Below are 9,333 nucleotides of genomic sequence, written 5' to 3'. Positions count from 1 at the left end.
TTCCCCGACCGCCGGGCCCGCGCCGCTCCCCGCCGCTTCAGCCCTGCGGGCGCGGGGTGCCAACCGGTGACGTCGGGGTGCTGTCCACGCCGACCGTTGCGCGCGGGGCCGCCGGGCCGGTGCCCATCTCGCCCGTGCGCTGCGCCGGGGTCTCCAGCTGGTGCTCCATGTTCGCCATCCAGCCACGCCAGCGGTCCTGGGCCGGCTTGATCAGGCCGCCGCCGAAGCCGACCACGATCACGCCGCCGATCGTCGCCAGGACCGCGATCAGCAGCGGGCCGGTGATCGCCGTCGCGATGTTCACCTGGCCGAGCGCGGCGATGATGCCCAACGCCATGATCAGCCAGTAGGCACCCAGCGAAAGCGGGCGCGCCGCGCCGCGGCCGGACAGCGCGGACGCGACGACGTCCCGCACCACCTTCGCGATCGCCGCGGCCACCACGACGAGCACCAGCGCCACCACGATCCGCGGCAGGAACGCGATGATGTCGTTGAGCAGCTGGCTCACCGGGTTGGTCGGCCCGAACACGCCGAACGCCAGCTGCAGCGCGATCAGCAGAATGAAGTAGTAGACCAATTTGACGAGGATCCCGGTCGCGTCGATCTTCTGCTGCCCGATCTTTCCGCTCAGTCCGGTCCGCTCGACGAGTTTCCCGAAACCGGCTTTCCCGAGCACCAGCGCCAGCCCTTTCGACACGGCTTTCGCGATCAGCCAGCCGATCAGCAGGATGATCAGGAATCCCACGAGTTTCGGGACGAACGTGGCCACCATGGCCCACGCCTGCCCGAGCCCGTCCTTCAGTTGCTCGCCCATACCGACTCCCTCCACGGATTTGCACCGGATCGTCGATCAAGTACCCAGGGGCGGCAACTCGTGCGCCCCACGATCGAGTGAGACGACTGGCGCGGAAAGATCACCCGTGGCCATACTGGTTCTACCGGTGGGGACCGGGGAGACGAGGCCGTCCGGCGCAGCGTAAACCGCAAGCGCCGGGCGGCCTCGAGCATTACCGGGCAAATCCGGCCCCGGGGGCGGCGGGGCCGGATCAGGGAAACGTCAGGCGGCGCGCAGGGCGTCGCGGAGTTTCACCTTTGCGCCGGTCCGCATCACGGCGTTCCGGTAGATCCGCGCGGCCAGCCAGATCAATCCCGGAATCAACAGCACCACCAGCCCCACCGACACCACGGCTTCCCAAACGGGCACCCCGCCCATCGCGAGCCGCATCGGCATCAGCGTCGGCGAGAACACCGGAATCACCGAAAGCACTTCGACGAACGTGTTGTCCGGATCCGACGGCAGCACGGAAATGCCGATCACGTACCCGGCGATCACGAACATCAGGGCCGGCATCGTCGCCCCGCCGACGTCTTCCTGGCGCGAAACCAGCGCCCCGAGCGCGGCGAACACGATCGAGTACATGAAGAACCCGAGCAGGTACCACACGACCAGCCAGACCACGGTGCCCACGGCCGCCGAGACGGAAATGGTGAGCACGTCCGTGGCCAGCCCGGTGACGACCCCGCCGACGCCGATCACGACCATCTGGATCAGCCCGACCACGCCGATGCCGAGCACCTTGCCGGCCATCAGCTGCCACGGCTTGATCGTCGACAGCAGCAGCTCGACGACCCGCGACGTCTTCTCCTCGACGACGCCCTGCGCGACCGTCTGGCCGTTGATCATCAACGACAGGTAGATCAGGATGCCGGCGATGATGCCCAGCACGAGCTGCTGGCCGTTGTAGTCGTACGGCTCCTCCAGCGGCGGGTCCTCGACGAACTTCGCGGCCGCGATCGCGGCCTGGAACTGCGCCGGGTTCCCGCCCAGCGCCGTGATCTGCTGGTTGATCGCCACCTGCTGGGACAGCACCTGCAGGACGTTGGCGAGCTTGCCGTCGAGGTCCTTCTTCACCTGGACGTGCACGCTCTTGCCGTCGCCGGTGAGCAGCGCGTCGAGCGAGCCGTCGGCCAGCTTCGCGCGCCCGGCGGCCTCGTCGGGGATCTCCGTGGTTTCGATGTTCTCGTCGAGGGTCTTCCCGACCGCTTTCAACGGCCCCGAGAAGGCGGCGGTCGCGGTGGTGAAACCGACCTTCGCATCGGCGCCACCGCCGCCGGCGATCAGCTTGATCAGCACGATGCCGACCACGATGAGCAGCAGCATGATCACGGTGCTGACGCGGAAAGCCTTCGACTTCACTCGGGTGCTGATCTCGCGGGAGGCGACCAGGCCCACCGCCGCCGTGGGGCTCATCCGGACGTCCGGAGCCGGGGTACTCATGCGGAAACCTTTTCGGTCGTGACGACGGAGCGGAACAGTTCGGTCAGCGACGGCTGCTCCCGGGCGAACTCGCGGACCGGCCCGGTGGCCAGCGCCGCCTTGAGCACGGCCTGGTCGTCGGCGCCCTCGCCCAGCTCGAGCTCGGTCACCGAGCCCGTCCGGCCGAGCACCTTCACGCCGGGCAGGCCGTCGGCCCACCCGTCGGCGGCCTCGGGGACGTCGACCCGCAGCCGCACCGCGCCATCGGCGCGCAGCTCGTCGACCGTGCCGACGGCGACCATCTGTCCACTGCGGACGATCCCGACGCGGTCGCAGAGCCGTTCCACCAGATCGAGCTGGTGGCTGGAGAACACGACCGGCACCCCCTCGGCCGCCTTCTCCTTGAGCACCTGGCTCATCACGTCGACCGCGACCGGGTCGAGGCCGGAAAACGGCTCGTCGAGCACCAGGATCCGCGGCTCGTGCACCAGCGCCGCAGCCAGCTGGACGCGCTGCTGGTTGCCGAGGGACAGCTTCTGCACCTCGTCGTCGCGGCGGCCGGCGACGCCCAGCCGTTCGGTCCACCGTTCCGCCGACGCTCGCGCGTCGGCCGCGGGCATGCCGTGCAGCCGCGCCAGGTACGTCAGCTGCTCGGCCACTTTCATCTTCGGGTAGAGCCCGCGTTCTTCGGGCATGTAGCCGATGTGGCGGCGCGTTTCGTGTGTCACCGGCACGCCGTCGTAGCGGACTTCGCCGGCGTCGGCGGACAGCACCCCGAGCGCGATCCGCATGGTCGTGGTCTTGCCGGCGCCGTTGCTGCCGACGAAGCCGAACAGTTCGCCCGGCCGGACGTCGAACGTCATTTCCCGCAGGGCGACCACGTCGCCGTAGCGTTTGGACACCCCATCGATTTCCAAACCGGTCATTCCGGTTCCCCCGTTCCTGTGTGGCCTCGATCCTAGGCAGTGCGTACACGCCCCGCCTACCCTCGCGCGTTGCCGCGAGGGGCTACCAAAGTTGCGGGCACGTAGGATCGCCTCGCCATGGATGGAACCACCGCCCCGCGCCAGGTGCCGAAGCACCACGGACTGTCCGCGAAGACGCTCCGGCGGCTGGAGCACGCGTCCGGCAGCCTGGCGAGCGCGAGCATCGCGGTGATGGAACGGCGGCTGCCCTGGTTCGCCCGGCTGCCCGCCGACCAGCGCGCGAGCGTCCTGCTGATCACCCAGGCCGGGGCCGCCGGCTTCGTCGACTGGCTGCGGGACGCCAAGGAGGCCCTGAAGCTCACCACCGAAGCGTTCCGCGACGCACCGGCCGAGCTGTCGCGGTGGATCAGCCTGCGCCAGGCGGTCGGCATGGTGCGCCTGGCCATCGAGGTGTTCGAGGAGCAGCTTCCCGATTTCGCCGCGAACGAAGCGGAACGCGCCGCTTTGATCGAAGGAATCCTGCGCTACGGCCGGGAAATCGCCTTCGCGGCGGCGAATTCCTACGCCGCCGCGGCGGAAGCGCGCGGTGCCTGGGACGCCCGGCTGGAGGCGCTGGTCGTCGACGGCATCGTCCGCGGCGACGCCGAGGAGTCGGTGCTCTCGCGGGCCACGGCGCTCGGGTGGGACCCGTCGGCGGCGGCGACCGTCCTGGTCGGCAACCCGCCGTCGGAGGATCCGCCGACGGTGGTGTTCGAGGTCCGCAGCCGCGCGGCCCGCGTCGGGCGCCCGGTGCTGCTGTCGGTGCAGGGGTCCCGGCTGGTGGTCGTGGTCGGCGGCCCGACCGACGGCGGGGTGAAGGAACGGGAGATCCTGACCCGGATGTCGGTGGCGTTCGCCGAGGGCCCGGTGGTCGCCGGCCCGACGGTGCCGACGCTGGCGGAGGCCCACCACAGCGCGACGGAGGCGTTGTCGGGGCTGCGCGCGGTGGTCGGCTGGCCGGGCGCGCCCCGGCCGGTGCGGTCGGCGGACCTGCTGCCCGAGCGCGCGCTGTCGGGCGACGCGGAGGCCGAGCGCATGCTGGTGGACACGATCGCGCGCCCGCTCGAAGAGGCCGGGCCGACGCTGCAGCGCACGGTGGAGGCGTACCTGGAGAGCGGCGGCGTGCTGGAGACGTGCGCGAAAACGCTGTTCGTCCACCCGAACACGGTCCGCTACCGGCTGCGGAAGGCCGCGGACCTCACGGGCTGCCAGGCGACCGACCCGCGCGACGCCCTGGTGCTGCGGATCGCCTTGACCGTCGGACGGCTGGCGAGGGCCCGCGGACTTTGGTGACGCCGCGGATGTCGAGACCGCCGTGCCGGCTCCGTCCCCGGGGCACGAGCGGCCACCGGGGCCGCGTGGCGGAGGAGCAACCATGACGATCCAGCGGATGGACAACGTCGGCGTCGTCGTCGACGACCTCGCGGCGGTGACGGCGTTCTTCGTCGCTCTCGGCCTGGAGCTCGAGGGCGAGGCCACGGTCGGCGGACCGGAGGTGGACGTCCTCGTCGGGCTCGAGGGCGTGCGGTGCGACATGGCCGTGGTGCGGACCCCGGACGGCCACGGGCGGCTCGAGCTGATGAAGTTCCACGCGCCGGCGGCCCCCGCCGCCGCCGAGCGGGACGCGCCGGTCAACGCGTTCGGTCTCCGCCGCATCATGTTCGCCGTCGAGGACATCGAGGCCGTCGTGGCCCGGGTGCGCCCGCACGGCACCGAACCCGTGGGCGAGCTGGTGCGGTACGGGGACGACTATCGGCTCTGCTACCTCCGCGGCCCCGAGGGCATCATCGTCGCGCTGGCCGAGAAGCTCCGCTGAAACCCCCGTCCCCCCGCGAAAGGATCCCCCCCATGGCCGTCGCCGACGACCTCGACCGCGCCACCGACTCCCAGTGGGACTGGGTCGCCGAGCAGACCCGCACGTACCTCGACTCGGGCGGCACCGTCGGCCACGAGTCGAACGGCCTGCACACCCTCATCCTCGCCACGACCGGCCGGCGGACCGGCGTGCCCCGGCGCACCTGCCTGATCTACGGGACCTCGGGGGCCGACTTCGTCGTCGTCGCGTCCAAGGCCGGGGCCGACGACGACCCGGCGTGGTTCAAGAACCTCGTGGCGGAGCCGAGCGTCGGGGTCCAGGCCGGCACCCGCCGGTTCACCGCCCGCGCCCGGGTCGCGACCCCGGCCGAGCGCGCGGACCTCTGGCCGCGGATGGCGGCCGTCTTCCCGCTCTACGACGAGTACGCGCAGAAGACCGATCGCGTCATCCCGATCGTCCTGCTCACCCCGCAGGACCGAGTCTTCCGGAGACGGGCGTCACGTGATGGACTTAACAGCGAAAGGTGATTGAACCCGACAAGGCATCCGGGTTACGCGCGAGCTTCTGCGGTGCATCTTTGGAGGGTTACGACAAAGACGCCGCACAGACACTGTGAGCGTCGGCATCCCGGGAAACACCCTTCACCGTGTTGTCTTGAAGGGTGACAGCAGCAGTCCTCGCTCCCGGCCAAGGGGCCCAGGCCCCCGGCATGTTCACGCCCTGGCTCGACCTCGACGGCGCGCGCGAGCGCGTCGCCCAGTGGTCCGAGCGCGCCGGGCTCGACCTGCTCCGCCTCGGCACCGAGGCGGACGCCGACGAGATCCAGGACACCGCGGTCGCCCAGCCGCTGATCGTCGCGCTGTCGCTGCTCACCTTCGAGCACCTCCAGGCCACCGCCCCGGTGCCCGCGGACGCGCCGGTCGCCGGCCACTCCGTCGGCGAGCTCGCGGCCGCCGCGATCGCCGGGGTGCTCCGGCCGGAGGACGCCGTCGCGCTCGCCGCCGTCCGCGGCGCCGAAATGGCGAAGGCGTGCGCGCTGGAACCGACGTCGATGGCCGCGGTCATGCTCGGGGACCCCGAGCAGGTCGTCGCGTGGCTCGAAGAGCAGGGCCTGACCGCGGCGAACCGCAACGGCGCGGGGCAGATCGTCGCCTCCGGTGCCGCCGACACGATCGCGAAGATCGTCGCCGAGCCCCTCGAAGGCACGAAGATCCGCGCCCTCAAGGTCGCCGGCGCGTTCCACACCCGCTACATGGCGCCCGCCGAAGAGGCGATGCGCGCCCACGCCGCCGAGCTGACCCCGGCCGACCCGGTCCGCCCGCTGCTGTCGAACGCGGACGGTGCCGTCGTCACCAGCGGGGCCGAGTACCTCGCGCGGCTGGTCTCCCAGGTCACCCGTCCGGTCCGCTGGGACCTGACGATGGACGGCCTGGTCTCCCTCGGCGTCACCCGCACGATCGAACTCGCGCCCGCGGGCACCCTGACCGGCCTGGTCAAGCGGCAGCTCAAGGGCGTCGTCACCACTATCACCGCGCTGAAGACGCCGGCCGAGCTGGCGGCGCTGCGCCAGGAGGACGCCTCGTGACCGACCGACCCGCCCTGAGCCTCAACACCGGCTCCCGCGGCAGCCGCGTGCTGGGCGTCGGCAGCTACCAGCCCGCGAAGATCGTCACCAACGACGACCTGTCGCAGACCATGGAAACCAACGACGAGTGGATCCAGTCGCGGGTCGGGATCGTCGAGCGCCGGTTCGCCGAGAAGGACGAGCTGCTCACCGACATGGCTGTCGCCGCCGGCACCGCCGCGCTGGCCGACGCCGGCGTCGACCCGTCCGAAGTGGACACGGTGATCCTGCCGAACTGCACCATGCCGACGCTGATCCCGAACGCCGCCGCCCAGGTCGCGGCGCGGATCGGCATCCCCAGCCCCGGCGCGTTCGACCTCAACGCCGCGTGCGCCGGGTTCTGCTACGGCCTCGGCGTCGCCTCCGACCTGGTCCGGGCGGGCTCGGCGAAGAAGGTCCTGGTCATCGGGGCCGAGAAGCTCACCGACTCGGTCGACCCGGCCGACCGGGCCAACGCGATCATCTTCGCCGACGGCGCGGGCGCCGCGGTCGTCGGCCCGTCCGACGAGCCGGAGATCGGGCCGGTGTCGTGGGGCAGCGCGGGCGACCTGGTCGACCTCATCTACATGCGCGACGACAAGTACATCTACCAGGAGGGCCAGTCGGTCTTCCGGTGGGCTACCACGAAGATCGCGCCGATCGCGATGCAGGCGCTCGAGGCCGCCGGGCTCAAGCCGTCCGATGTGGACGTGCTGATCCCGCACCAGGCGAACCTGCGCATCGTCGAGGCGATCGCGAAGAAGCTGCGGGCCAACGGCGCCCGCGACGACATGGTCGTCGCCGACGACATCAAGTACTCCGGCAACACCTCGTCGGCGTCCATCCCCCTCGCGCTGGACCACATGCGCAAGGCCGGGACGGCGAAGTCCGGCGACGTGGTGCTGGCGGTCGGGTTCGGCGCGGGCCTGTCCTACGCCGGGCAGGCGTTCATCTGCCCCTGATCACCGTTACGCTCCCCGCGGGCATTCGCCCGAGGGAAACAGACCCCCAGTAAGACCGAGAAGGGAACACCCCCATGGCTGACAACGCTGAGATCCTCGCCGGCCTCGCCGAGATCGTCGAAGAGGTCGCCGGTGTGGCTCAGGACGACGTCACCGCCGAGAAGTCTTTCGTGGACGACCTGGACATCGACTCGCTGTCGATGGTCGAGATCGCCGTGCAGGCCGAGGACAAGTTCGGCGTCAAGATCCCGGACGACGAGCTCGCCAACCTCAAGACCGTGGGCGACGCGGTGAACTACGTGTCGGCCAACTCGAAGTAAGTCCTCTTCCCTCCTTGAGGAGACTCCCATGAGCAACATCGACGTCGTGATCACCGGTCTCGGCGCCACCACACCGCTCGGCGGGGACGTCACGTCCACCTGGGACGGTCTGCTGGCCGGGGCGAGCGGGGTTCGCGCGATCGAGGCCGATTGGGTCGAGGAGCTGCAGCTGCCGGTCAAGATCGGCGGCCAGCTGGCCGTCGATCCCTCGGAGGTCCTCCCGCGGGTGCAGGCCCGCCGGCTGGACCGCTGCGAGCAGGTCGCACTGATCGCCGCCCGCCAGGCGTGGGCCGACGCCGGGTACGCGGAACCGACGGACGACCACACGGACGTCGACCCCGACCGCCTCGGCGTGTCGATCGGCACCGGCGTCGGCGGCCCGGTCACCCTGCTCACCCAGAACGACCTGTTGCACCAGCAGGGTCTCCGCAAGGTGTCGCCGCTGACCGTGCCGATGCTGATGCCGAACGGCCCGGCCGCGCACGTGGGCATCGACCTCAAGGCGCGGGCCGGGGTGCACTCCCCGGCCTCGGCCTGCGCCTCGGGCGCCGAGGGCATCGCCAGCGGGGTGGAGATGATCCGCTCCGGGCGCGCCGACGTCGTGATCGCGGGGGGCGCCGAAGCGTGCATCCACCCGATCACGCTGGCCGGGTTCGCCCAGGCCCGCACCGTGTCCACGCGCAACGACGACCCGGCGAGCGCGTCGCGGCCGTTCGACGCGAGCCGCGACGGCTTCGTCCTCGGCGAGGGCTCCGGCGTGGTCATCCTGGAGCGCGCGGACCTGGCGAAGGCCCGCGGGGCGCGCGTCTACGCGACGATCGCCGGGCACGGCATCACCTCGGACGCCTACCACATCACCGGCAACCACCCCGAGGGCATCGGCCAGATCGCCGCGATGCGCGCGGCGATGAAGATGGCCGGGGTGACCGCCGCGGACATCGGGCACGTGAACGCGCACGCGACGTCCACTGTGGTCGGTGACATCGGCGAGGCCGCGGCGATCCGCAACGCGATCGGGGAACACCCGGTCGTGACGGCGCCGAAGGGCGCGCTCGGCCACCTCGTCGGCGGCGCCGGCGCGGTCGAGGCGATCATCACGATCCTGTCGCTCTACCACGGTCTCGTGCCGGCCACCCTGAACCTGACGGACCTGGACTCGCGGGTGCAGCTGGACGTCGTCGCGGGTGAGCCGCGCAAGGTCGAGCTGACCGCGGCGATCAGCAACTCGTTCGGGTTCGGCGGCCACAACACCGCGCTGCTGTTCACGGTCTGAGCTTTCCGGAACTGAAGAAGGGGGCCGGCGTCGGCCGGGGCCCTTCTTAAGTTGAGCACTTTTCGTGTTAGGGCGGGGGCCCGCCGTCGACCCCGGCGGCGATCTTAATGGCCGTGTTGTCCATGAACATAGGCAGG

At 71.0% G+C, this 9,333-nt stretch carries 10 protein-coding genes; 7 read left to right on the top strand and 3 right to left on the bottom strand.

Going from position 1 to position 9,333, the window contains the following annotated elements; all coding sequences use genetic code 11:
• Window positions 1–37 precede the first annotated feature (37 nt).
• The 3 genes from ACFVYA_RS48415 to ACFVYA_RS48405 form a co-directional block, all read right to left on the bottom strand.
• Window positions 38–814 (bottom strand): hypothetical protein, encoded by a 777-nt coding sequence (locus ACFVYA_RS48415; RefSeq protein WP_387055232.1) that lies wholly within the window; start codon window positions 812–814, stop codon window positions 38–40.
• A gap of 243 nt (window positions 815–1,057) precedes the next feature.
• Window positions 1,058–2,278 (bottom strand): ABC transporter permease, encoded by a 1,221-nt coding sequence (locus ACFVYA_RS48410; protein WP_387055231.1) that lies wholly within the window; start codon window positions 2,276–2,278, stop codon window positions 1,058–1,060.
• Window positions 2,275–3,183 (bottom strand): ABC transporter ATP-binding protein, encoded by a 909-nt coding sequence (locus ACFVYA_RS48405; protein ID WP_387055229.1) that lies wholly within the window; start codon window positions 3,181–3,183, stop codon window positions 2,275–2,277. The genes ACFVYA_RS48410 and ACFVYA_RS48405 overlap by 4 nt, the downstream gene beginning before the upstream one ends.
• Window positions 3,184–3,300: 117 nt before the next feature.
• Here ACFVYA_RS48405 and ACFVYA_RS48400 point away from each other — a divergent pair, with 117 nt between their 5' ends.
• The 7 genes from ACFVYA_RS48400 to ACFVYA_RS48370 all read left to right on the top strand — a co-directional run bounded on the left by ACFVYA_RS48400 (window position 3,301) and on the right by ACFVYA_RS48370 (window position 9,196).
• Complete coding sequence (locus ACFVYA_RS48400) at window positions 3,301–4,515, top strand: CdaR family transcriptional regulator (RefSeq protein WP_285989393.1); 1,215 nt, start codon at window positions 3,301–3,303, stop codon at window positions 4,513–4,515.
• An 82-nt stretch (window positions 4,516–4,597) separates the two neighbouring features.
• A complete protein-coding gene (locus tag ACFVYA_RS48395; RefSeq protein WP_285989392.1) occupies window positions 4,598–5,038 on the top strand; it encodes a VOC family protein in 441 nt (146 codons plus the stop codon).
• A gap of 32 nt (window positions 5,039–5,070) precedes the next feature.
• Window positions 5,071–5,565: a nitroreductase family deazaflavin-dependent oxidoreductase gene (locus ACFVYA_RS48390; RefSeq protein ID WP_387055227.1), complete on the top strand. Its 495-nt coding sequence runs from the start codon at window positions 5,071–5,073 to the stop codon at window positions 5,563–5,565.
• A gap of 134 nt (window positions 5,566–5,699) precedes the next feature.
• Window positions 5,700–6,623, top strand: coding sequence for an ACP S-malonyltransferase (locus ACFVYA_RS48385; protein WP_387055225.1), 924 nt, complete (start codon window positions 5,700–5,702; stop codon window positions 6,621–6,623).
• Window positions 6,620–7,603, top strand: a complete 984-nt coding sequence (locus ACFVYA_RS48380; RefSeq protein WP_285989389.1) for a beta-ketoacyl-ACP synthase III — start codon at window positions 6,620–6,622, stop codon at window positions 7,601–7,603. The genes ACFVYA_RS48385 and ACFVYA_RS48380 overlap by 4 nt, the downstream gene beginning before the upstream one ends.
• A gap of 74 nt (window positions 7,604–7,677) precedes the next feature.
• Window positions 7,678–7,923, top strand: coding sequence for an acyl carrier protein (locus ACFVYA_RS48375; protein ID WP_004559006.1), 246 nt, complete (start codon window positions 7,678–7,680; stop codon window positions 7,921–7,923).
• A 28-nt stretch (window positions 7,924–7,951) separates the two neighbouring features.
• Window positions 7,952–9,196: a beta-ketoacyl-[acyl-carrier-protein] synthase family protein gene (locus ACFVYA_RS48370; RefSeq protein ID WP_387055223.1), complete on the top strand. Its 1,245-nt coding sequence runs from the start codon at window positions 7,952–7,954 to the stop codon at window positions 9,194–9,196.
• The last annotated feature ends 137 nt before the right edge of the window (window positions 9,197–9,333 follow it).

It is taken from the genome of Amycolatopsis sp. NPDC058278 (genome assembly GCF_042881395.1).
Lineage (GTDB): Bacteria > Actinomycetota > Actinomycetes > Mycobacteriales > Pseudonocardiaceae > Amycolatopsis.
The sequence above is the reverse complement of the archived record's forward strand: the minus strand, read 5'-3'. Positions and strand labels throughout refer to the sequence as shown.